Annotated in this window: 20 protein-coding genes; 4 read left to right on the top strand and 16 right to left on the bottom strand. The window is 48.1% G+C overall.

Annotated features, from left to right (window positions below; all coding sequences use genetic code 11):
* Positions 1-73 precede the first annotated feature (73 nt).
* Positions 74-487 carry a hypothetical protein gene (locus IDZ20_RS05710; RefSeq protein ID WP_188150463.1) on the bottom strand — a complete coding sequence of 138 codons (414 nt, stop codon included), beginning with the start codon at positions 485-487 and terminating at the stop codon, positions 74-76.
* A 165-nt stretch (positions 488-652) separates the two neighbouring features.
* Positions 653-838 (bottom strand): NIPSNAP family protein, encoded by a 186-nt coding sequence (locus IDZ20_RS05705; protein ID WP_281250545.1) that lies wholly within the window; start codon positions 836-838, stop codon positions 653-655.
* Between the two features lie 220 nt (positions 839-1,058).
* On the opposite strand from IDZ20_RS05705, the gene IDZ20_RS05700 reads away from it, so the two are divergent.
* Positions 1,059-2,198, top strand: coding sequence for a helix-turn-helix domain-containing protein (locus IDZ20_RS05700; RefSeq protein WP_188150462.1), 1,140 nt, complete (start codon positions 1,059-1,061; stop codon positions 2,196-2,198).
* 144 nt (positions 2,199-2,342) lie between these two features.
* Positions 2,343-3,101, top strand: coding sequence for a hypothetical protein (locus IDZ20_RS05695; protein WP_188150461.1), 759 nt, complete (start codon positions 2,343-2,345; stop codon positions 3,099-3,101).
* A 131-nt stretch (positions 3,102-3,232) separates the two neighbouring features.
* Here IDZ20_RS05695 and IDZ20_RS05690 read toward each other — a convergent pair whose 3' ends face one another.
* From IDZ20_RS05690 to IDZ20_RS05655, 8 genes are all read right to left on the bottom strand, one after another.
* A complete protein-coding gene (locus tag IDZ20_RS05690) occupies positions 3,233-4,261 on the bottom strand; it encodes a DUF4405 domain-containing protein (protein ID WP_245792143.1) in 1,029 nt (342 codons plus the stop codon).
* A gap of 100 nt (positions 4,262-4,361) precedes the next feature.
* Positions 4,362-5,429, bottom strand: coding sequence for an endo-1,4-beta-xylanase (locus tag IDZ20_RS05685; protein ID WP_188150459.1), 1,068 nt, complete (start codon positions 5,427-5,429; stop codon positions 4,362-4,364).
* A gap of 163 nt (positions 5,430-5,592) precedes the next feature.
* Positions 5,593-6,033: a MarR family winged helix-turn-helix transcriptional regulator gene (locus tag IDZ20_RS05680; protein ID WP_223144904.1), complete on the bottom strand. Its 441-nt coding sequence runs from the start codon at positions 6,031-6,033 to the stop codon at positions 5,593-5,595.
* 306 nt (positions 6,034-6,339) lie between these two features.
* Positions 6,340-6,699, bottom strand: coding sequence for a YajD family HNH nuclease (locus tag IDZ20_RS05675; RefSeq protein ID WP_188150458.1), 360 nt, complete (start codon positions 6,697-6,699; stop codon positions 6,340-6,342).
* Positions 6,700-7,051: 352 nt separating this feature from the next.
* Positions 7,052-8,029, bottom strand: coding sequence for an acyltransferase family protein (locus IDZ20_RS05670; RefSeq protein ID WP_188150457.1), 978 nt, complete (start codon positions 8,027-8,029; stop codon positions 7,052-7,054).
* A gap of 495 nt (positions 8,030-8,524) precedes the next feature.
* Positions 8,525-11,017, bottom strand: a complete 2,493-nt coding sequence (locus IDZ20_RS05665) for an esterase-like activity of phytase family protein (RefSeq protein WP_188150456.1) — start codon at positions 11,015-11,017, stop codon at positions 8,525-8,527.
* A gap of 279 nt (positions 11,018-11,296) precedes the next feature.
* Positions 11,297-12,037: a SapC family protein gene (locus tag IDZ20_RS05660; RefSeq protein WP_245792141.1), complete on the bottom strand. Its 741-nt coding sequence runs from the start codon at positions 12,035-12,037 to the stop codon at positions 11,297-11,299.
* A gap of 225 nt (positions 12,038-12,262) precedes the next feature.
* Complete coding sequence (locus IDZ20_RS05655) at positions 12,263-13,039, bottom strand: ferredoxin--NADP reductase (RefSeq protein ID WP_188150455.1); 777 nt, start codon at positions 13,037-13,039, stop codon at positions 12,263-12,265.
* A 135-nt stretch (positions 13,040-13,174) separates the two neighbouring features.
* On the opposite strand from IDZ20_RS05655, the gene IDZ20_RS05650 reads away from it, so the two are divergent.
* A complete protein-coding gene (locus IDZ20_RS05650) occupies positions 13,175-14,062 on the top strand; it encodes a LysR family transcriptional regulator (RefSeq protein ID WP_188150454.1) in 888 nt (295 codons plus the stop codon).
* On the opposite strand, the gene IDZ20_RS05645 is transcribed toward IDZ20_RS05650, so the two are convergent.
* The 5 genes from IDZ20_RS05645 to IDZ20_RS05625 form a co-directional block, all read right to left on the bottom strand.
* A complete protein-coding gene (locus IDZ20_RS05645) occupies positions 14,023-14,565 on the bottom strand; it encodes a SixA phosphatase family protein (RefSeq protein WP_188150453.1) in 543 nt (180 codons plus the stop codon). The two genes, IDZ20_RS05650 and IDZ20_RS05645, sit on opposite strands and share 40 nt — an antisense overlap.
* A gap of 123 nt (positions 14,566-14,688) precedes the next feature.
* A complete protein-coding gene (locus IDZ20_RS05640) occupies positions 14,689-16,524 on the bottom strand; it encodes an ABCB family ABC transporter ATP-binding protein/permease (RefSeq protein WP_188150452.1) in 1,836 nt (611 codons plus the stop codon).
* 144 nt (positions 16,525-16,668) lie between these two features.
* Positions 16,669-19,128 (bottom strand): hypothetical protein, encoded by a 2,460-nt coding sequence (locus tag IDZ20_RS05635; protein WP_188150451.1) that lies wholly within the window; start codon positions 19,126-19,128, stop codon positions 16,669-16,671.
* Between the two features lie 125 nt (positions 19,129-19,253).
* Positions 19,254-19,964, bottom strand: coding sequence for a M48 family metallopeptidase (locus IDZ20_RS05630; RefSeq protein WP_188150450.1), 711 nt, complete (start codon positions 19,962-19,964; stop codon positions 19,254-19,256).
* A gap of 57 nt (positions 19,965-20,021) precedes the next feature.
* Positions 20,022-20,429, bottom strand: a complete 408-nt coding sequence (locus tag IDZ20_RS05625) for a secondary thiamine-phosphate synthase enzyme YjbQ (protein ID WP_188150449.1) — start codon at positions 20,427-20,429, stop codon at positions 20,022-20,024.
* Between the two features lie 247 nt (positions 20,430-20,676).
* Here IDZ20_RS05625 and IDZ20_RS05620 point away from each other — a divergent pair, with 247 nt between their 5' ends.
* On the top strand, positions 20,677-22,503 hold the full coding sequence (locus IDZ20_RS05620) for an ABC transporter ATP-binding protein (RefSeq protein WP_188150448.1): 1,827 nt from the start codon (positions 20,677-20,679) through the stop codon (positions 22,501-22,503).
* 16 nt (positions 22,504-22,519) lie between these two features.
* On the opposite strand, the gene holA is transcribed toward IDZ20_RS05620, so the two are convergent.
* The gene (gene holA, locus IDZ20_RS05615) at positions 22,520-23,569 is read right to left on the bottom strand and encodes a DNA polymerase III subunit delta (protein WP_188150447.1); all 1,050 of its coding nucleotides are present in this window, start codon (positions 23,567-23,569) and stop codon (positions 22,520-22,522) included.
* Positions 23,570-23,611: the final 42 nt, after the last annotated feature.

The raw sequence follows: 23,611 nt of genomic DNA, 5'->3' as shown, positions 1-23,611 counted from the left end.
CTCGTTTGCCACAACAATCATCATACAGCATCGTATTACTGTCGCCTGCAATTACAGCCGCCAAAGCGCTGTATTATGGGGTTTGATTGTTTTGGTCGCAGCTGGGGCGTAAAAGTAAGTGTTTTATTTTTGGCCTATAACCAAGCGCATAGCCAGACCATGTGAGGATGGAGATAAATAAACAGGCTGTTACAGCGATTATACCGAGTATGGAACGCATCAAATCATTACCCTGAACGTGACCTAGCTCATCATCCTGGCTTAGGGCTTGTAGGCAGTGTTTTGGGCCATCCAGAGGGTAGAAAGTGAAGTCGATTACAAGCTCTAAGAACCTCCAGTAATAATAGAAGGTGCGATTATTACAGTCGTTAGCAAAGTACCCAACCCGAGCGGAAATGGTAATGTCTGGGTTGCCACCGGCAATGGCGTTACCCAGTTGGTCGATGGCGACCATTACATTCCAAAGCCATTGGCCTAATGATTTCATGGTTGTTATCCCCTCCGAGCTTTGCATTAGATTGTAACCAAAAGCGATCTGGTTCGGCCTTTGTAATGCCTGAATACAAAAATAGAACGGCTAATAATACCGGGTATCTGTTAGATATTTCAGTAAGCTAAATTGAAAAATCTGCGCAAACATAATTTTAAGTGCCTATTTAAAAATCGGTCTCATAAATGAACGCTCAAAACTAAGGAAGCACTTAGTTTGATTATAGTAGTCCATTGCAGCTTGGCACTCCGAGTCCTGTGCTGCCTTGATGCGGTATGACTCATATTCTGCGAGGCTAGGAAAGCTAAATAGAGCTAAGGCAATATTGCTTGCACCTTCATGCGGCAGGATATAGGCCCTGAGGCGTTAGCGAATCGCGCGGTTAGTATAGCCGTTTTATTTTTTCGTGTCGGGCTTGTGGATACCCAAAATGTAAGCGCAATTGATGATCTATAAGAGTCCGCTAGCTTTGTTATGGGTTGAATAAATATAAGGTTTTGGCCAATATTTGTTCACCTAAGTAGGGTATGCTTGCGAATAACATCTAATACTCGTCGGAGCTTACATTATGCTTGAGATCAACAAAGCCATTAGTTTGGTGGTACTCACGCTTAGTGTGTGGAGCGCGTTGCACTTACTTTTGGATCGGCGCGGCAATAGCCAGATTAACCGTTGGTTTTCCGCATTGATATTCTCGTTGTGTGTGCCGCAGCTGTATTTCTATTCGCTTACTCTTGTTCCACAAGGTTGGCTAACGCTCGCCGCGTTGTCTCAATCGGCTATTTGGCTTAAGGGGCCGCTGTTGATCACATTCGTCGGCCTTGTTTTTAATAAAGCTTCTGGTCGAGCCTTTTGGCACTTCATACCGTTTATTGTTGTTATCCCCTTGTTCTTGTTTGTGCCCAAATTTGCATGGTGGGCATCGTTGTTTGGCTTACTGCACGGGTTTGTCTATGCAATCTGCGCAATAGCGCTACTAATAGAAAATAAATCCAAGCTAGAGATTCTCTACGGCAATTTTAAAAACTCTTCGTGGTATTGGTTGTTGTTTGTGGTCGCGGGGTTAGGGGTGATTTTACTTGTCGATATTGCTTTAATTGGGCTGCGTCTCTATCAACAGTATTTTAATCTTGCGCTAGCACAAGTCTTAACGCTGACTATGTCGGTTTATATGTTGGGGGTTGCGCTATTTAGTATCTTTCGGCCAACCGTATTTTTTCATTCCCAACGAATGACCGACGACGGAGTCACTGCAGCCGACACGGATTCGGACAATCCGCAGGCAACGAAGTCATCGCGGCCTGCACGGGAATTGTCGGAAGAGGTTGCAAGCGAATTGTTACGACACTTGGCGACCGCTATGGAAGCTGATCAGGTGTACCTCCAGAACGACCTATCTCTAAAGCGCTTAGGAGCAAAGCTGGGGATTACCTCACACCAAGCGTCGGAGTTGCTCAACGTGTATTTGGGGGTAGGGTTTTATGACTATATCAATGGGTATCGTGTTAGATATGCGTGTGAACTTTTAAGTGACTCATCTAGACAGCTGCGAATTATCGATATCGCTTTTGCTGCTGGGTTCAGTAATAAAAATTCCTTTTACCGTGCATTTAAAGAGCTGTTAAATGTAACGCCGGTTGAATACCGCGAGCAAACTCAGTCGGCGTCCACGCTTAAGCCTCAAGCGCAATCGGCCACGGCGGTTTAGAGGTACATTTACATAAATTCGGTGTCATCTTTTATCGAAAGAGACACCTTTCTCTCCGAAACTGCCTAGCCTGTGGGCCGTGATCAAGTAATTGATCGACTTCCGCCCACTTTTTAGTCACTAGCCAGTAATCGGAGCCATTACATGTACTTAGCCAAAACCACCCTTATTAAAACCTTTACCCCAAGGCTTTGCCGCATAAGCCTCGCGATTATTGCGGGCATAGGGCTTGGCGCCTGCGGGATGTCGTCCAGTAAGCCGGCCGCCAATACGCCAGCCGCTAAACCTGTATTCACCGTGGTGGCATTGCGGCCGGCACCAGAGGCTAGTGAGTGGATAACGCGTTACCTCGACGGGGTTATTCCAATGGCGGAAAAAGCGGGCATGAAAGAGCTACACCGTTTTGGCGTATCGCGAACACTTGCCGGCGAACTAAAGCCGACGTTTACAGGAATGTATTGGTGGCCAGGTAACGAGGCTGCGCAGAGTGTTCGGCAGTCTGATCACTACTTGAAAAATTTAAAGCCACTACGCTTGCAGGCGTGGGAAAGCTATATGTCGTACGACTTTGATTATGCCCAGCTGCCAGCGTTTACTATCGATAAAACAAAAAACTACACCATTAGCGTAGCCTGGAAAAAAACACCCGAAGGGTTTGACGAGTACTTTGCGGCAACACAAGGGTTACGGGAGCGTTTAGGCGCAAAAATACTATGGCGCAATACGCCAATGGCTTTCGAAAGCGATAACCCTACCGACACCAAACCAGACTTAATCGCCTTAGTCGAATGGCCTAGTACAGTCGAACCCGATGAATATTTAGCTGCATTGTATACGGATGCTTACAAAACCTTCGTGGCAGAAGCCTTTGCGAGGGTGGAGTGGTTTGAATTGGGGGAATAGCCCCTTGCTTGGTCCCTAGATCTAAAAACGCCTGTGCTTACAGCTAGCACTAGCCAACCCGAAGAATATTTAGCCGCACTGTAACGGACGCTTACGCACATAGCTATACAGATGCGGCTATACAATTCTAACTATTTACTCACAAGAACATTCACCATAAAGAAATCAAATAGGTTTTTCGCGGTGGTTATATTTTTCAAGTCTGAATACAACTCACCATTTTTACCAGAATGATGCCCGTGCCCGATAAGATCCAACAGATAGCGCCCGTTTTCTTTGGTGTTGATTACCGCTTCGTAAATTAACGACGGTTGACCGGAAGAGCCGTTGCCGCTATAGATGGCATCGTCGGGAAAGCGGTCTTTGCTGTAGTATTCATTAAAATCGTAGGTGCGATTCACTTCTATTTTTAAACGGTATTTATCTAAAACGCCCAGCGCCATTGTCAATTCATGGGAGCCAAGGGGAGTTGCAGCGGTTATGCCATCGAATTCGTTATTGTCTGGGTCGGGGGGGAGTAGGCCGTCGCTCGCCTTAACGTTTCGTTTGTGCATCCAGTGAGGTAACGCTTCTGGACGCCGTACTACTTCATCACTGAAATCGGAATTTCTAAAACTGGAGTTCGCTAGCTTACCCGTTAGGTAAAGCGTTTTGACGTATTCACCTTCGAGTGTTTCTACCCATACTGCCATTTGTGGAGTGGAGGTGTAGGTGATTAAACCGCCTAAGATGGATTTTTTTTCAGATTCATAATCCGCTCCCGCCTTTGCAAATAAAGATAATTTGTTGCCTTTGTGGTCATGGCTTACATCGATACTAACAAAACTATCGGTTGCTACACTTGCAGATTTCCGCAGCTGGTCACCAAATATTGGCAAGCTTGTGAACGGCGCTCTATCGAACAGTAAGCCGACCATAACAACCACAATTACAACAATTATTGCGGAAAATGCGCGCTTTCCCGACTGCTTTTTAAAATAAGATTTATACGGTTTCCAATTATTTTTGAAGTGTAAGCAAATGCTCAATATAACCAGTAGCGCCGACCATACGTGTAATGATGAGGTGAAGAAATCGTAGGGTGTGATGTACATTAAGATACCGGTAACCAATAGCCCCAAAAAGCTAACCGATAGCACCATCGTTGCTGAAATTCTCATTATCATATTCCTTTACTATTTTAATCTTTTTTACTGTAAACACTGAAAGTACGCTAGCGACGAAGCAGTCGTACTCAAAAACACATTGCTAGCGGTAGCGCTATCTATTTGAGTCGAACAAGCTTTCGATTAGGCTAACCGCAGGCTTAACTTTCCTATTTATATCCAATAGGTAAGGCTCGTTCGGCACAGGAAATAAATAGGGCAGTTCGTTCATCCAGCTCGTTTCATCGCTGTACCCCCAAAATGTAACGCCTAAACAGGCCTTCACGTCTAAGCATTGCTGGGTAATGTCACGATAAAATTTGCCCTGCGCGAGATAGGGGTCGTCAAAATTACTGAACAGTTTTAAGCGGGCTTCTAACTCTGTAATTTCTACCGACAAGCCAAGTGCTGCAAAGCGTTTCATGTAGGCTTTAAGGGTATGCGGGGGTGTTAGGCTGTACAAGTTGTGCGCTTGTAGGCCAACTCCATCAAGCGGAACGCCACGTTCAACTAGTGATTTTATTAACTCAAAAAAAGCTTCGGCACGATTATCAGTGTAGTTATTCAACTGTTCGTTCAATACTATTTTTATTGTCTCGTCCGCCTCTTTGGCCGTGCGAAGGGCGATTTCAATGTAGTCTTCGCCCACGTATCGTTGGAAAACATTTTTTTCAATATTGCCGTTACCAAACAAATCGAGCACTTCGTTTACAACGTCCCAGGTGTGGATTCGGCCACGATAATGTTGGAGCATTACGCTAATGTGTTGGCGCATTAATTGCGTTAACATCGCTGACCGCTGTGTTTCTGGGTACTGTTCTAGCCAGGCATCTAAGTCGGGCGATTTAAACATGTCTGAGGCTTTACCAAATACCAAGGCATGGCCGCGAACGTTCAAGCCCATTGCTAAGGCGTGGTTGACCAGAGCATCGGCTTCTTCAAAATCGTAGGTTTGTGTATCTAGGTCGGTCATAACTCGGCCGAGCTTCAGAGCGTTTTCCGGTGTGACGGAGTTGTACAACTGCAGATAGCGGCTATCGTTGAGCTGATTCATGTCGCGCACGGCGGCGCCGACATTAACCCCTGCCAAGCTAGCCTTATTTCCAAGCGATACCGTTTCTGGCACCGACGCTAAATAACTGCGGATGTATTCTCGTGGGTAATAGATCCACAATGCACTCACTACAGCAACCAACACAGACCCAACAAACAATTTGAATGCGTTTGAGCGCGTTCGCCTAAAAAACATTCCAACCAGACTGAGTAATGCTACGAGCAGGCTCGCAATACATAGGCCAAGATAAATCACCGAATACTTCCTCCTAAAGTTTGATACATAAAATCACCTATTTTCGGTGGGTATCTAAAAATTGTTTTATGGCTTGCAGCTGAGGCAACAAGGCCACAAACGCCTCTACTCCAAACTCATCTACAAGGTCTCTAAACACTGGTGGCATTGCGTTTCTCGCCGCTAGGTGCGCTTTTACGCCGGCGGTTGTTATCGAAACTCGCTTTGAGCGGCCATCGGTTGGGTCCGGCCTGACACGCACAAACCCCATTCGCTCCAGCTTGTTGATTGTATTGGTCATACTTGGTCGCTTGACTTGAAATGAATCGGCGAGTTCAGCTGGGGTCGGCTCTCTATCTGGCACAGACAAATGATTCAACACCCCAAAATGAGATAGCAGCATCTCGCCGGGAAGCGCTTGCTCTACCCGAGCCTGGGAAAGGCTTTGGATGATGTTGATGCTCCGGAAAAACTCAAAAACAGGATCTTGTTGCGACACCTTACCCCCCCCATTAATTTGATACTGGTCAGCTTAAGCCGATAGCGGGTATTATAGTTAGGTGTCTAACTATGTCAACGGAAGAATTGTATGTGTTCAGGTCGAGCATACAGCTGGACCCTAAAAATATTTGCTGATAGGTTGCGGATGAAAAAGACGCCAGCGTAATGTTTGCGTGCCGCCACTAAGCTAGGCTATCGAGAAGGGTGCCATTGGTAACACTAGCTTGGACGCTATGTGATTAAGCTAATCTAAAGGGGCCTATTTTTAGGTCGTTCGAATTGTTGAAAAAAAGCTACTGTAGAACTATTTCTTCTTATTCATTTGTTCCTTTAAGTCTGCAAAGGGGTTGTGGGTTGCTGGAGCCTGCTCACTTTTTTTACTGCTGCCATAACGAACGAGATTTTCGAATTTGGAGTGTTCCTCATCGTGGCAGTATAGGCACAACAGCTCCCAATTACTGCCGTCCGTTGGGTTGTTGTCATGGTTGTGATCGACATGGTGCACGGTTAACTCTGGTAGATTCTTACCGGAAAACTCCCGTGCGCAACGACCACAAATATGGGGGAAGAGTTTCAGCGCTTGCTCTCGATAGCCTGAGGCTCGCTTGGCGTTGTATTTAAGCTGCTCGGCGCGAACTTGATCGAAGGTAGATTTTTTATTCATAGTTGCACTTTATCGTTGCGTGTAGTTATTTTATTGTCATGTTCTTAACGTATGACCGTCTATATTTTTGATTGCATTCTTATGCTGTAATGTTTGGAAATCCCTAGGTCGCTTTGCTTAAAGTTGGGGCTTCCGTAGTATCTCTGCGAAGGTCTATTCTTAACAGAAGCAGTTTGATAATTATATTCCTAGGTATTGTTGGCTGTCGCCATATATTGTCCCATTTTTTTATGCTTGCGCGGCTGAGCGTGTTGTTAGGCAAAAACTATTTTCGAAATTGTCTGGCCACCAGAAACCTCTAAAACATCATCTGAGTTAAAATCTACAGAAACTTTTATAGTATTTGACTCACTCAGCTTCTATTGTCGCGCTTGGTGGATGCTGCTAGATCTGGCGAAACCCCGTAGATATATTTGTTTGTAAGGGTTGACTTTCCCTCGTAAGCGACAAATAAATATATAAATAAGATGAAAAAAATTGTTGAAACTGAATAATACATGGATTCTGATATTGGGAGATTCTTTAAAATAAGTAGGGGTGCGACATGCCATAGATAAATAGGTAATGATACTCTACCAATCTTTTCTAAAAAGCTGCTTTTATAATTTGAATGTTCGAGTAGTGAAAAAAGTATTATGATAATACTAATGTTGGCTACTGTCTTGCCTAGACCAACCAACAAGTCGTTTGTAGAATAGCCATACAGGGTGATTCCTACAAGAAATAGAAAGGCAACGATGTCTTTGTTTAAAGATAACTTTCTTGATGAAAGGTAATAACCACAAAAGTAGTATGTGAAAAAATAATAGAAACGCTTATCGCCAAGACTTTCGTACCATATGCTGTCACTGATGTTTGGTTCTAAACCCTCAAAAATAATGGTTAAAAAAAAGAAACAAGAAACAATAAGTGCTGAGGTCTTGCATCCTATTCTCTCTAGGGATTTCGTATAGAAAGCGAATATTATGACGGCAGGGACATACCATAAGTGATAAAAAGGATACAATATTCTATATGTGAAATGTTTTATTTCTAATCCTTCGCTAATATGGATTCTGATTAGCGCTAATGTTGTGTAAAATGCGAAAGCATAAATAAAGGGTAGAATCATCCTGTATTTATACTTTAACAGGATTTCAGCAATACTCTTATTAATTAATGTTCTCTTTGTGAAGTATCCAGTAATTGCAAGGAAAATAGGCATATGAAAAAAGTAAATTACTTCTCGGCCTAAATTTTCTGAGATTGAACCTAGTAGAACATGTCCCATTATGACTAGGATTATTAAAAACCCTTTTGTAGCATCAAACGCTTGATTTCTTTCGTTCATGTGTGATTGCTGTCCTAGTTTTTAGCTTTAAGATGGGTGGGGTAACATCAGGGCGGCAGCGCTAATATGTTTGATGATGGATAGTACCTCACATCGGCGCTGAAAATACCATTCCCACCGTTATGCCAAATTACTTTTTTTCCTTAGGTAAAGTTTCAGTAACCCATCCATAGCCATAGTAGCTTTCCTCAACCATAGTCTCCCTTACGTGCATAGCAAAATATAAAAATGATTGCTGCGTAGAGTGTGAGGTGGGGCGCCTGTTATGCGAGACTGACTAAACGTGATCGCACACTTGTTGGGCGACTGCTTGGTGGCCCCACCGTCTAAATTAATATCACGCCCTCCCATAAAGTCTCAAAGTTCATTGAAAAAGTTACGATTTTCTAACAATTTCTCCCTGCACTCTACCTCCACTTATTCCAGATGTAAAAAAACCCGACCATTTGGTCGGGTTCACTTTGTAACTATTAAACTTTTGTTTGGCTTATTTCATTAAAGAATATTGCCTAGGTTAATTAACAGTGTCTCACCACTATTATCATCTACACCGTCGTTGTCATTAATAATGTACACATCACCATTTGCAGTTACGGCGCTGCCTTCGATTTTTTCGGGGGTTAGTCCGCCGAAGTTTGCTAGGTCGGCGGTTACGTCGCGTACTAATGTTTTAACAATGGTGTTGCCATCTACTGCTGCGGAAAGGTCTATTTTATAGAGGCGTTTTATCGCGGCGTCTGGGCCGAATTGATTGTCGCGCTCTACTATTAAGAACTCGCCGTTAGCAATTGTGGATATGTCGCTTAAGCCAACCCAACCGCCGGCTTGTGAGGCTACGGCTTCGAGTGGGTAGTAAACAAATATCCAGGTTTTGGCGGCTATGTTGTATATGCCAATACGCGGGTTGGTTTCGTCTTTCCATGCGCGTTGGAAGGCAACGTAAAGTGAGCCGTTGTATTCCGCTACGCCTTCAAAACCAAATCGTATTTGCTTGGCGTTTACGTCGTCGGGTAGTTGAATTACATCTTCAATTACGCCGTAGTTGTCGGTTTTAAAAATAAAGTTAAGGCTGTTGACGGGGCGTCCGTCGTCGCCGATGGTGCCAGCGCCTTCGGAGGCTACCCAAAATCCGCCATCACTTGCGACGGCTACGCCTTCGCCGTCGATGTTTACGGTTTTGTCGTCGTTAATCATCGCGGCTAGGTCGGCGTTGTCGAACACTTCTAAGCGGGTTGCATCGTCGTCATCTACGCTGGCGTCGGCCAATATTGTGGTGGCTACGCTGGCGAAGATGTCGTTGCTGTCTTTAATACGCATTTCGTTGGTTAGCAGGGCAGGTGTTTGCCCGACGTTAATGGTGAAGATGCGAGTCCCGTTAAAAAAGCTGTCTTCTACGGCGTAGAGACGGTTGCTGTTCATTGGGTCTGCGGCTAAGCCCGACATAGCCGCCCAAGGTATGGGTGAGCCATTTTCGCGATCGGCGGATGCCAGTGTTGGGTATTGTGCGGGGGCGTATTGGTATTGATAAATATTCAGTGCACCGCGTAGTTTGTCGCCACGGTTGTCTTCTTCGCTGGCGGCAATTACGAGGTTGCGCTGGGGTATGGCAACTACACCTTCTGGGGCGGCGGCGGCAGGTAGTGCTTGTTTGTAGACGGGGTTACGCGGGTCGGCTAGGTCGAATACAAATACCATGCTGGCGCGTTCAGAGTTTACAAATAGGTAGCGGTTGTTGCCAAAAATACCTAGCTCGGCGTTTTCGGGTTCGCTGCCTTTTGCGTCGGAACGTTTGTCCGGGTATTGGCCAAAGCGTGCGGTTAGGTGATCTAGCATTTCGGCAGAATCCCACACTACGTCACCGGCGGTGTTAAAAATACTAAAGCCGCGGCTGCCGCCATCTAGGTCGCCTTCGTTGGCGGTGGCGAAGTAATCGTTGCTTACCCAGCTAACGCCATCTGGTTCGCGCAGTACGTTGTCGAGTGATTGGTTTTGCATCACTTGGTTGGGGCGTTCATCTTCTAGGTCGATGCGCTCTAGGTCTACATCGCCAGCGGAGAAGTCGTTAACAAGTGTGTTGGTGGCTAGGTCTACCAAGGCGATGTGGTTGTTTTCCTGCATGGTGAATACGGCGATGTTGTTGCTGTTTATGTCGACGAATTCGGGTTCGGGGTCGCCGGTGTAGAGGTCGGGCACGTCGGTAAAGTTACCTTCTGTGGCTAGCCAATCGGCAACGGCGCCATTGGTGTTTACTATGTAGTATCCGCCAGCGGGGGCTTGCGGTGGTGCGCCGTCGCCGAGGTCTTCGTCGCGTTCGTTTTCAATAACAATGGCGGCAAAGTTTCCGTCTGGGCTTACCGCAATGGAATCTGGCTGGCCGCTAAGGGCTATGGTGCGCACGATGCTTTGTGTGGCTATTTCCACCACTACCAGTTCGCCGCTTACGTTTATGTAATCGGTAGAGGTGTTAACGGCAACTAGTGCGTAACCGTCTTTTACGGCTACGGATGTTGGTTCGCCACTTAGTGCTAGGGTGCCAGCGGCTTGCGGCATGGTGGGGTTGGTAATGTCGACAAAGCCTAGGGCGTTTTGTGGGCTGTCGGTGTAGATAAGGGTCATGCCGTCTTTGCTGGCGGCAACAATTTCGGCAACGGTTTCAGTGTCGGTATCGCAGCTGTCGTCTAGCTGTAAGCAAACCGGGAAGGTGGCCACACGGTTAAAGTTGTGTTGGCTATCTAGTTGGGTTGGGTTACAAATGTAGCTGGTGGCGGTTATGGCTTCGGTTGTGCCGCTTTCAATTTTAATGCCGCCGGCAAAACAGTTGCTGTCGCCTTTTGGTAAATCGGTTTGGTTAACAATGCTGGCGGCTCCGTTCGAACCGTTGCTGCCGTTGGTTCCGTTAGTGCCGTTGTCGCCATCGTCGCCGCTACAGGCGCCTAAGCCAAGCGTTAAGCTAGCCGCCATGGCCAAATAGAGTTTAGATCGTTGCATATTGGTATCCCCAAGTCTGTTGTTTTAATCAGAGCGGGATGCTGCCAAAGCAACGTGAACTTTAGTTGACGGTTATGTGACAGTTTGATGGCGTGCTTTTCAACTTAGAGATTTTGGCTGGGGCTTTTTGGATGTTGTTTTGGGCGGTAGATATAGATAGTAGGTATAAACGGCAGAAATAAAAGAGAGGGAATAAAAACCGCAGCGACGTGGTTGGTGCTGTCGCTGCGGATTGGTGTTGTTAAGTCAGCCCGTTTTAGGGCCTTCAATATCGGCTTTTTATTTAGCTGGGGTTTCTGCGCCGGTGGCGGCTTCGGCTGGTTTGTTGCGCTTGCGTTTAACCAGTTCAGAAATAGAACCAAATGAATGTAGGTGAGCGTGTACCCAAGCTATCCAACCGCGACGGAACCAGTCGTTAACTTCTTCGGCGCTAAGGGCTTCGTGCCATTTCTTTTCGTCTATGCAGTACAGCTCGCTTAGAGAAACGTTCATGCCATCGTATTTTACGTTGGCGTTAAACGGCTGGAACAAATCTTTTTCGGCTACGGCGGTACAGAACTCTTCGGTTTTACGGAAGGACTGGTCGGCGGCACGTAAAAAGTTCACAACGTTATTTAAGGTTGTGGTGGCTTCTTGTTTGTCGTTAAACAGTAGCTCGCCTTCGCCTTCGTCTAAGGTTAGGTGTGGCGCTTCTTCGTCAAAAATTACAATGCCGTCTTCGGTTAGGGCGAAGGGGTAGCGACGAATAAAGGCGGGAATGTAGGTGCCTGTCCACTTGTCATCAATATCGTGACCGCCGGTATGCAGCGATAAAATGGCCATAGGGATGAATTTGTTGTCTTGATTCTTGATGAACAAGATAGGGAAGTCGCGACACGCTTGGAAGAACTCCATACCGCCAAGGGGGATAGAGTTGGTGTTGCGGGCAAAGCCGTAGTCTTGACCCGACTTGTACTTAAGCTTGGCGTGTTTATTTTTGTCTAGGCCGGCAGGCTTCTGATAAAACATCAATGAGGGCATAATCTTGCTCTTTTTTTATGGATGACAAAAGAGTGGCGCTATGTTCAAGCCTTATCAAACCTGGCTTACACAGCGGCATTCTTATTAAACGGTCGTCTTTGGGTAGTACTCTTTTTAAGCCGTACGCTTTTTGAGCAGTACTAACAGCATTACTAAAGACGGCACCCGAGTAGGCAGCCAAGGAAGGCGCCCGCCACGGATTCAGGCGGGCGATAGTAGCAAGGATTATTGTTCGACAAAAGCCCGCTCGATCACATAGTGACCAAGGTTGCCGTTGCGGGTTTCGCTAAAGCCCAGTTCGTCTAGCAGTACACAGGTGTCTTTAAGCATGCTGGGGCTGCCGCAAATCATAAAGCGGTCGTCGGCGGTGTTGATGTCGGGCATCTCTAGGCCGCGGGTTAGCTGGCCGCTGCGTAGGGCGTCGGTAATACGGCCTGAGTTGCGGTAGTTCTCGCGGGTTACTGTGGGGTAGTACACCAGCTTCTCGCGAATCTCGTCGCCAAAATATTCGTTGTTGGGCAGGGTTTGGGTAATAAAGTCTTGGTAGGCCAGCTCTGCCACCGTACGCACGCCGTGGGTGAGAATTACCTTGTCGTATTGGGCATACACGTCGGGGTCTTTAATGATGCTCATAAACGGCGCTAGGCCGGTGCCGGTGCTGATAAGCCACAGGTTTTTGCCGGGCAAAAGGTTGTCGGTAACCAGTGTGCCGGTGGTTTTGCGGTTAAGAATAATCTCATCGCCGGGCTTGATGTGCTGCAACTGCGATGTAAGAGGGCCGTCGGGCACTTTAATGCTAAAGAACTCTAGGTGCTCTTCGTAGTTGGCGCTGGTAATACTGTAGGCGCGCAATAGCGGCTTACCGCCTTCTTGCTCTAAGCCCATCATGGTGAAGTGACCATTGCGAAAGCGAAAACCGGGGTCGCGTGTGGTTTTAAAGCTGAATAGGTTGTCTGTCCAGTGGTGTACTTCTAATACGGTTTCTTTGGTCAAGCTGCTCATGAATGGCTCCTCAGTATTTGAGGCTAGGTTAGCGCGCCAGCTTTAATTGGTAAAACGGGTAATTATGATATTTAATATCGGAATTACCGATATATGGGTTTGGCGTTATATGGCCTGAAATTTAAGGGGGCAGCAATGAAATACAGCCTGAAGCAGCTACAGGTCTTCTTGGCGGTTTCGCATCACCAGAATGTAAGCCGTGCCGCCGCCGAGTTGGCGATGTCGCAATCGGCGGTTAGTGGCGCGTTAAAAGACTTAGAAACACAGTTTGATATTCAGCTGTTCGACCGGGTTGGTAAGCGCTTACAAATCAACGAGCTCGGGCTACGCCTTAGGCCGAAGGTTGATGCATTTTTAGCGCAAGCAGAAGACCTAGAGCGCGAGCTGGCGCAGCAGCAGGTAGTTGGCGACTTAAAAATTGGTGCAACGCTCACCATCGGTAATTATTTATGTGTGAGTTTGGTTACCGAATATATGGCCCGCGCGCCGTCGAGCCGGGTGCAGTTGGAGGTAGCCAACACCCAAAAAATCGCCCAAGAGATTTTAAATTTCGAAATTGATCTGGGTATGATCGAAGGTGAATATCAACACTCGGAGTTGGAAATGTTGCCTTGGCGAGACGATGAGCTGGTGTGTTTTTGTTCGCCCGATCACCCCTTGGCAAATACCGATCAGCCGATTACAAAAGCCGACCTTAAAGCCGCTAAATGGATATTGCGCGAGACGGGTTCGGGCACGCGCCAAACCTTCGACCGCGCGGTGCGAGAACTTTTACCGCAGTTAGATATTCGCTTGCAGTTGCAACATACCGAGGCGATTAAGCGCGCGGTTGAGGCTGGGCTGGGAATTTCATGCTTGTCGAAAATCACTTTAAAAGAGGCGTTCGCGCGGGGCTCGTTAGTGCCCTTGGATATTCCGTGGTTGGATTTGCGCAGGCACTTCTATTTGGTGATACACAAACACAAGTATCGCAGTGCGGGTATTCAGGAATGGTTGGCGCTATGTATGCAGCGCTTGGGGTAGTCGAAATCGACCATTACGCCGCCGCGACTCAGTAGCTGGTGCCAGTCGCCAATATCAAAACGAATGGTGGCAATCGCGCAGGTGGGGATGTTGTCGATATAGAGGCTGTTGAGCTGGTTGTGCAGCTGGGTTAAATCGGGGTTGTGGCCAACGATCATAATGGCCGTTTGTTGGTTGCCGTACTCTTCCAGCGCTTCCAGCATGGCGGTGGTGCCGCGCATATAGAGGCGTTCGTCGAGAACAACATTTTTATTTGGCAGGCCGAGCGCCTTGGCAATAATGTAAGCGGTGGTGCTGGCGCGCACTGCGGGGCTGGAAATAATTAATTCAGGCCGGGGAAACTCGCCGTCGTTTTGGCTTACATTGTGGGCGAGACGCTCCGCCATGTCGGGTGCGTTTTCTTTGCCGCGTTTATTAAGTGGGCGCTCACTATCATCAAGATCCGTCTGGCCCCACGATGACTTAGCATGGCGAACTAAATAAAGTGTTTTCTCTGCTTTCATAACCGCGTGTTCATATCCATTGAGATAAGGCTGGGTGCAGGTATTCCGTGTTTGCCTATTACTGCCCGGCGCTGCACGAATATTTTTTATTCACTGCCTGCTTTTCCGCATATGCCAGCAAACTTAATGGTTTTGCTGCTGCATTTGCCAAAGCTGAGCATATTTACCATTGTAGGCGAGTAAATCTGCATGGCAGCCTTGTTCAACAATTCTACCCTGATCCAATACAATAATTTTGTCCGCCTTCACAATTGTGGAGAGTCGATGCGCAATAACTAGACTTGTTTGTTCTTGCGAAATCTCTTCTAGTGCTTCCAAAATACTTTTTTCCGACTTGCTATCCAGTGACGATGTTGCTTCGTCGAACACTAATATCGACGGTTGCTTAAGTATGGTGCGAGCTATGGCAACGCGCTGCTTCTCGCCACCAGACAGTTTCAAACCGCGTTCACCAACGAGGGTGTTCACTCCATCGGGTAGCTGTGTTACAAAATCTGCGAGGTGCGCGTGCTTAATCGCGGTCATTACTTCCTCGTCGCTGGCTTCAATACGACCGTAGCGAATGTTTTCCATAATGCTGGTGTTAAACAGCACTGTGTCTTGTGGGACCACGCCAATATTGGCGCGCAGCGAGTGTAGTGATAGCTGGCGAATGTCTTGACCGTCAATGGTTATACTGCCGGCACTAACATCGTAAAAGCGAAACAGGAGCTTTAGTAGCGTCGACTTACCCGCGCCGCTGGCACCAACCACAGCGACTTTTTGTCGCGCCGGAATGGTAAAGCTAACGTCTTCCAGAATACTGCGGTCTTCGTGGTAGCGAAAACTGACTTGGTTAAAGCTAATCTCGCCGTTGCGTACCTGCAACTCCCGTGCCTCTGGCGTATCTACGACTTTACTTTTTTGCCCGAGTAGGTCGAACATTTTTTCGATGTTAGCCATCGAACTCTTCATTTCACGATAGACGAAGCCGAGCAAATTTAACGGCATAAAGATTTGCATCATCAGTGCGTTGATCAATACAAAGTCACCAAGTGTCATGGTGTTGTGAATAACACCTAGCGCCGACAGTACCATTGCGGCGGTCATTGCGGCGGCGATGACAAAAGCTTGGCCGGCATTAAGCGCAAATAAGGTAAGGCGATTTTTGCGGCGCGCGGTTTCCCAGTGGGCTAACTCGCGATCGTACTCGTTTGCCTCGTAGTCTTCATTGGTGAAGTATTTTACGGTTTCGTAGTTCATCAGGCTGTCGACGGCGCGGGTGCTAGTGGCAGACTCGGCAGCGTTCGCCGCGCGAATAAAGTGCGTGCGCCACTCAGTAGCGAAGACGGAATAACCTACGTAAAGTATTACCGCGAACAACACGATTACGGCAAAGTAAGGGTCGTAGTTAAGGAGTAGCAAGGTAACAACCATGCCGATTTCAAGCAGTGTAGGTACGATGTTAAACACCATAAAGCGCATTAAAAAGCTAATGCCGTTGGTGCCGCGTTCAATATCGCGAGACAGCCCGCCGGTACGGCGATTGAGGTGAAAGTCTAAATCTAGCGCGTGCATATGGCGAAAAACGCTTAGCCCGACGCGACGCATTGCCCTTTCGGTGACGCGGCCAAACAGCGAATCTCGCAGTTCGCCGAATAATACGTTGGAAAATCGCACTAAGCCGTAGGCTATCAATAAACCCAGTGGGAGCGAAATCAGCCCAACCAGATCAGCCGATAACAGGTTGCTTTCGAGTGGTGTGCTAGCAGTTGCTGTGCTACCAAGGGTTTTGCCATCAAGGTGGTCGATGATGTGCTTTAAGATAAATGGCAGACCAACCGATGCCATTTTTGCGGCAACTAAGCAGACGAGGGCGAAGCCGATACGCAGCCTAAATTCAAGTAAGTAGGGAATAAGTGATCGCAGTGCGGACCAGTTTACATCAGTGAAGGCGACATCAGTTTTTTGTCCGCGCATGAAGGTCTCAGTTAATAAATAAAGTGATGGCCGCAAGTATGCCATTCGCGCTAGCTAATGGCATTAACATGTTGCGGTAATTAGATTGCTAGCCGATAGTCCGTAAACCTATAGACCGTTACCAATAAACGGCCGAAAGCTTTGCTAGGTTAGTGCAATTTTGATTTGCACGATGTTGTTCAGCCGTTCAGATTCCGAGGTAAGAGAAACTAGCTGACTGTTAAGAATATGATTGGCGCTGTTGAGCCCGTGCTGAATTTCACTAAAGTGCTTTACGGCTTGCGCCACACTTAGTTGTCCTTTGGGAGGGACTGGCTCTAGGTGTGATTGCACAAAATTCGCGAGGGTATTAAAACCAGGTACGTATGGGAAAGCAATAAGGTTTAACGCCCGCAATATAGCATCGCTATTCTCTGGAATGTCGCGACAAACACGGGCGATTTTTTTACTGTGCTCGGTTTCTTTTTTCTCGTGTAAACGTTTGTCTAGCTGCGGTAGCAAGCCTACCCGGAAACGCATTTCGTAAATTTTATCAAAGTGGCTGCGTAAGCGTGCCAGTGTATCCAACAGCTGAAAGGCCTGCTTCTTTTTAATCGCATCAGGGTGTAGTGACGCCGCGAGATAGAGACGTAAGCCCATGTGTTCGCGCATCTTGTGGATGCGGATGGCAACACCGGTATATTGCAGGCGCGCTTCATCGGCGTGAATCTGAAAGCTCGCAAGTTGCGACTCGGCAATACCGGCTTCTAAGGAGCTAATGGCATAGCCAGCTTTTCGAATTTCGTTAGCAGCAAAAAACTTTTCGTGTTTTTCCCGCGCGGATTTTTCGTGTTCCAGTAGGCTTAGATAGTCTGGCGTGAGATGACGAATACGCAAAATAATGTCGTTTAACTGTTGCCGTTGAGACTCCGCAAGCTTGTCTTCGCTAAGCCCAGCTTCTACTTCTTTTGCTTCGATGCTGCCCGCTTTGGGAATTGGCCAAAAAATATCGGGTTTAAACCACTGGTTGTAATAGTGGTTAAGCTGTTGTTCGCGTTTACGTTCCTGTTCGACTTTAACCAGTAGTTGATTTATATCACTGAGGTCTTGGTGTTTAATGTTGAGGCCGTGTTCGCGATAGAACAGCGGCGTTACCCGTTCGCACAGCGCGTTAAAGTTGGCGACTAATTCCGCCGCGGCATGGGTTTCGTAGGTTTGCTTTTGTATATCCAAATCTTCGGCGTGGTGGATGCGATTGTTTAGGCGGGCTTGCACGCTAACATTGCTGATGGAATCACTCGCCTGAAGGTCCTTGCCAAGTTTTTCCTGGAGGGCACGAGATTGGCTGGCGGTGTCGGTGAGATATAAAATAAAGCGCGGTAGGTTATTTACCTGATACTGCTTTGCCATAACACCATGCAATAGTTGGTTGGCGTGTTCGCTTGCGAGCTGAGTTACATGTTCGCGTTTAAGCGCTGCAATAAATGCGGTGGTCCCGACAAGTTCGATTGCACCTTCGTCCCAGCTCTTTTGCGAATCATTTTGCAATGCTTTTAACAAAAGGTGATTTAAACCTTGAATGGGTTGGAACAGTAAGCTGCTGTAACGCAACAGGGTTGTTTTTAGTTTGGATATTACTGGCGAATAAAAACGATCAGATTTTCGCGCGGCCCAGTGTTGCCAGCCATCGTTATTGCTGGCGACAGCTAGCAGGCGTTCGCTAGCGTGGTTAACGTAGAGTAACAGTGTGCGTCGAGTAGAGCACCAAGGCCCGAGCGCGGAAGCCAATAGTGCGGCCAATTCGCGTGTTGAAATCGTGCACAGCAATGCCGCGCCGAGTTTTACCGAAAGAATTTTCGCGGACCTTTGTTGCTTAATGCTAATGCTGTTACCGCAGTCGACTTGGAGTGCAACGGGAATGGTTGCGCCTAAATCGGTCGCCACACGCTGGATAAACTTGGCGAGTTTTGGGTGTTTTTCAAATTCCAGCGTAACACTTTCGCGGCGACTACTACGCCGTGGAAATAGTGGTCGCATGAGCAATAAAGCGATACCCAAGGCGAGTAGGCTAGCAACAGCATAGAGTGCCTGGCCGGTGGAACTTATGTCGCTAATAAAAATAGCAACAAGTGCCGCGATAGCAAAGCCGATAAGTAGAAACCACACAAGCGCATAGCCGGCAACGATAGCGCATATACCGGTGGCCGCCGGAACAAGCTTTGCGCTAGCAATAAGTGAACGCTGCGCGCGCGTGGCAATGGCTTTTGGCGAGCGCGAAGGGTTAACCACACTGTTATTTTTTGCGGGTCGAGCCTCCTGTGTGTTTATCGTTGCGGCTGTCGGAGAGGCGGCTGATATAGGCTCTTGCTCCAGGAGGGCAACCACGCCGAGTTGTTTAAATTTTTCAGCGTAGCTTTGCGCGCGTTCTGATGGCAGGTTGCGCTTTATCACGGTGGCCTCACCCATCAGTAGTGTTGCGGCTTTGGCTGAGCCAATTTTTAACAGCTTACCCAAGCGTTCGGCCACCGCAGAGCGCTCGAAACCGTCGAACAATTGCCCTGTAAGTACCAAGCGATAATGCAGGCTGGGCCGAGGCTTTGCGGTTGAATTTGTGGGTGCTGGCATGTTCGGTCATTACTTTGTGAGAAAGGGCGCTATGTATAGCACCTGCGCCGAATGCCCGCGCGGATATCCATCACGTTCAGCCATTTTGTTATAAGAACAATTAATTAAGGGGTGGAAATAGGATGTTAGCGCCCTCGAAGTATGCTTTCCCATTGTTGCCAGTTGGGTAAGAATTGGGTCATTAATCGGTAAAAGCGTTGGTTGTGCGAGGCTTCATGGAGGTGCGTCATTTCGTGTACCCACACGTATTCTAGGCAGGGTTTTGGGTAGCGGGCCAGCTCGGAGTTAAGCCAAATACGCGAGCGCTGCATATTACAGCTGCCCCAGCGGGTTTTCATTTTACGCACGCCCCATTCATTTACCTGCCGCTCAATTATAGGCTCCCACTTTTTTATTAGCCCTGGAATTTCTGCGGCTATTTGCGATTGGTAAAAACGGTCTATAAGGAGTTGCTTTTGTTCGAGGCTATCGTGCTTGCGGCTAAGCATTAGTAGTCGCGTGTCGCCGTCGTTGCTGACTATTCTGCGCCCGCTGGTAATACCGGTCGCCAAGGGTAAGTCTTTCCCCCAGACGGTGTGTTGTTCGCCCTCGCTAAAGACCGGTGCCGCAACCAGAGGGCGCTGTGCGATTTCATTTTGCTGTTGGGCAATCCAATCCAGGCGTTCGGTTACCATTTGCTTTACTTCACGGAGACTGGCTTGGTGCGGCGCAGAGACGGTTACCTTGCCATCTGGCGGTGATACCCGCAGGCGCAGGTATTTCATCCGCTTGCGGGTGAGGGTTACATCGAGATCGGCGATGCGTAATTGGCTGGTAACTTGGCGGCGAGTGGGCATAAAGGGGTCGTGGGTTTCCGTTTGACGGACTAGCGAGTGATTGAGACGTTGTAAACGCTATTGGCCTATATGAACAATGATTTTACGTTGCTGGGCGCCGTGGCGATGTTCCCATAAGTAGATGCCCTGCCAAGTGCCCAGAGCAAGCTTACCGTCGACAATAGGAATCGATAAGCTGCTGGCCGTGAGTGCCGCTTTGATGTGGGCGGGCATGTCGTCATCGCCTTCGAGGGTATGGGTATAGAGCGGATCGCGCTCCGGTACTAAGCGGTTTAACCAACTTTCTAAATCGGCCTGAGCCGAGGGATCATAGTTTTCCTGAATCAACAAACTGGCCGAGGTGTGCTGAATAAATAGCGTACACAGGCCTTCCTCAATTTCGCTGCGGGCGACAAGTGCGTGCACTTTTTGGGTGAAGGCGTGTAACCCCTGGCCGGGCACCGAAATGGATAGCATTTTAATCATGGTGTTGGCACCGGATTGGATCAATTACAGAATGTATCGGCAAGGGTACTCAGTCTCTTCCATAATGCCAAGGGCTTAGCGCGGACTATCATTGCTGATTTCATTTTGGCTAATCGAGTAGCCCGCGAGAACAGTGAATATTCGCTATACTGCTGAACCTAAATAGGCCGCTGCTTCGCTAGTGGCTTTTGTTGACCTAGGGTTTTAAAACCGTCGGTTAAAATTCGCAATTTTCCTAGGCTCCTCTATGTACGCTTTTTTTGAACGACTGGTGAACCCCTTCCCGCCGGAGCACCCGACACAGCCACCCAGTACGCTACTGGCATTTTTACGCCACTACACCCGTGGCTGTGAAGTGTATTTACTGCTGTTGTCTGCCACGGCAGCGCTTACCGCGGTGCTAGAAGTGGTCCTAGCTGGTTACCTTGGCGAGCTGGTCGACTGGTTTACTCTGTACACGCCGGAAACTCTGCTACAGGAAACCGCAGGTAAACTTTGGATAATGGGCGCGGTGTTACTAGTGGCATTGCCGATCACAGTTTATCTGCATGCGGTGTTGGTGCATCAGGCGTTGCTGGGCAACTACCCTATGGCGATACGCTGGCAGGCGCATCGTTACCTACTGGGTCAGAGTTACAGCTTTTATCAAAATGAATTTGCCGGCCGAGTTGCAACCAAGGTGATGCAAACCGCGTTGGCGGTGCGCGAAACGGTGATGAAGTTGCTCGATGTTTCGGTTTACATCATGGTGTACTTCACCAGTGTGGTGGTGTTAATGGCGACCTTGGACCTGCGTTTGGCGCTGCCCTTTTTGTTGTGGTTTGTGGCCTATGTTGGCGTGTTGAAATACTTTTTACCCAAGTTAGAAAAGATCTCGTCGGCACAGGCTGATGCGCGCTCGGAGATGACTGGCCGCATCGTTGATACCTATACGAATATTTCTACGGTAAAACTGTTTTCTCACTCTCAACGCGAATCGGATTATGCGCAGAGTGCAATGGATGTGTTTTTAAAAACGGTCTACCCGCAAATGCGTTTGGCGACGTCATTAAGTGTGTCTGTGTGGGTGTTGAATATTATGTTAATTTTCGCAGCCGCCACGCTTTCGATTTATTTGTGGATCGAAGGGCAGGTGTCGGCGGGTGCGATTGCGGTTGCGATTAGTTTGGTATTGCGAATGCACGGGATGTCCCAGTGGGTAATGTGGGAAGTATCGGGTCTGTTTGAAAATATTGGCACCGCGCGCGATGGTATGAATACACTGTCGCTGAATCGTGAGGTGCGCGATAAAGACGGCGCTAAATCACTGAAGGTAACTAAAGGTGCAATCGACTTTGCCGGCGTTTCCTTCCATTACGGCAAGGGGCAAGGTGTTATCGACAACTTAAACCTGAGCATTCGCCCCGGTGAAAAAATTGGCTTTGTGGGGCGCTCTGGTGCGGGTAAGTCGACCTTAATTAATTTGTTGTTACGCTTTTATGATACGGAAGAGGGTGCGATTACTATTGATCAGCAGAATGTCCGCGACATTAGCCAGGAGAGTTTGCGTGCGCAAATTGGTGTGGTTACGCAAGACACCTCGCTGTTGCATCGCTCGGTGCGCGACAATCTTATTTATGGCCGCCCCGACGCTGATGAGGACACCATGAAAGAAGCCGCGAGGCTAGCACAGGCCGAAGGTTTTATTGCCGAGTTAAGTGACCTTAGTGGCCGTACCGGTTATGACGCGCATGTCGGTGAGCGCGGCGTTAAGCTTTCTGGTGGTCAGCGTCAGCGTATTGCGATTGCGCGGGTACTGTTAAAAGATGCACCGATATTAATTCTGGATGAGGCAACATCGGCTTTAGATTCGGAAGTAGAAGCGGCTATACAAGAAAACCTGTATAGCTTAATGCAGGGCAAAACGGTTATCGCGATTGCCCACCGGCTTTCAACTATTGCCGCACTCGACCGCTTAATTGTACTGGATCAAGGCCGCATTATTGAACAGGGCAAACACGCCGAACTTATTGAGCAAGGCGGGCTATACGCGCAGTTGTGGGCGCGTCAGTCGGGTGGGTTTTTAGGGGATTAAAAAATAGCCGAATTAATTAAATTCGCAATTCCATACGCTGGGTGCGGGGTGAAAAAACTTGCACGCCGGCGATGGTGAGTACCATGTCGAGCAATAGACTCCAAGGGTTGGACGAGGCGGCACCTTTAACACTGCGATCAATCAATGCCGATTTGCGTTGCAGCATTTGAAGATCGCGTAATTTCAATCGGTGCAGGGCCTGCTTAACCAGAGGCTTACGTTTGTCCCAAACGCCAGCGCGACGACACGCCATATCAAAACTCTCACCGTGATATTGCGCCTCGGCAATATTGGCAAGGGCGCGAACTTCGCGCGACAGCGCCCACAAAATGGGTAGTGCTTCTGTACCTTCAGAGCGCAACCCGTGCAGCGTGGCTACGGCGGCGCGACAGTCTCCGCTGATGGCTTTGTCGACTAAACCAAAAATATCGTAGCGGGCGGAATCCATCACTGCGCTGGACATAAGCTGCGCGTCGATAAAATTGTTGTCGCTTAATAATTTTAATTTTTCAATTTCTTGCACCGCGGCGAGTAGGTTCCCCTCTACCTTGGCGCAGAGAATATCGATGGCTTCTGAGTCTGCATTTAACCCAGCGGCTTTTAAACGTTGGTCTACCCAGCGCGGTAATTGCTGCACGCCTACAGGCCAAACTGTGACAATATCGCCGCTGCCGTCGATGGCCTTATACCATTTGGAATTCTGCGCACTTTTTTCGAGCTTGGGCATTACCAGTAAAAGTAAGGTGTCTTCTGCTGGGTGGGCGCAGTAATCGCAGAGCGCTTTGCTACCGGCATCGCCGGGTTTGCCATTGTGTACCCGAATTTCTATAATTTTTTTGTCGGCGAATAGCGATAGGCTGCTGGCCGCGTGATAGAGGTCGTCCCAACTAAAACCGCCGTCGGTGTGGTGTAGCTCGCGCTCGGTATAACCTTGGGCGCGTGCCGATTTACGAATAATATCGCAGCACTCTTGCACAACTAATGGCTCATCGCCGGTAATCAAATACACTGGCGCTAGTTGCTTTGCCGTTGCGTTGGCGAGCTGTTCGGGGCGCGGTCTTGCCATAGTGAATTGTATTCTCGGTTAGATTAAACGCTGGCGTTGTAT

Source organism: Teredinibacter waterburyi (genome assembly GCF_001922985.1).
In the GTDB taxonomy this organism is placed as follows: domain Bacteria; phylum Pseudomonadota; class Gammaproteobacteria; order Pseudomonadales; family Cellvibrionaceae; genus Teredinibacter; species Teredinibacter waterburyi.
Note: the sequence above shows the minus strand (reverse complement) of the source record. Positions and strands in the feature narration are given on the sequence as shown.